At 45.2% G+C, this 310-nt stretch carries 1 protein-coding gene; it reads left to right on the forward strand.

Features of this window, described 5'->3' with window-relative positions:
* A partial coding sequence (locus tag AB4585_RS24270) for an Hpt domain-containing protein (protein ID WP_372171309.1) occupies positions 1-285 on the forward strand: 285 nt, incomplete at its 5' end.
* Between the last annotated feature and the right edge of the window lie 25 nt (positions 286-310).

The following is a 310-nucleotide window of genomic DNA, read 5'->3' on the forward strand; positions in this document are numbered from 1 at the left end:
GTATTACTCGATATCTTCAAGCAAGAGCTTCAGCAATACATTGGTCAAATTGAAGGCGTAGCTGCTAGCGAAGAGAATAGAGAGATGATTGCTCGTACCTGTCACGCGATAAAAGGCAGTGCGCCGAGTTTTGGTGCTGCCTTACTCTCAGAAAAGGCCACCGAAATGGACGCCTTTTACAAACAACAGCAGCTGCAAGATTTTGACAGTCAATGCGACGAGCTAATCGCACTATTGCGACGCACAGTGTTTAAGTTGGACCAATTACAAGCCCAACTTCATTAGATACCAGTTACAGCTGCTCTAAAAC

It is taken from the genome of Vibrio sp. 10N.222.49.C9, assembly GCF_041474985.1.
GTDB classification, from domain to species: domain Bacteria; phylum Pseudomonadota; class Gammaproteobacteria; order Enterobacterales; family Vibrionaceae; genus Vibrio; species Vibrio crassostreae_C.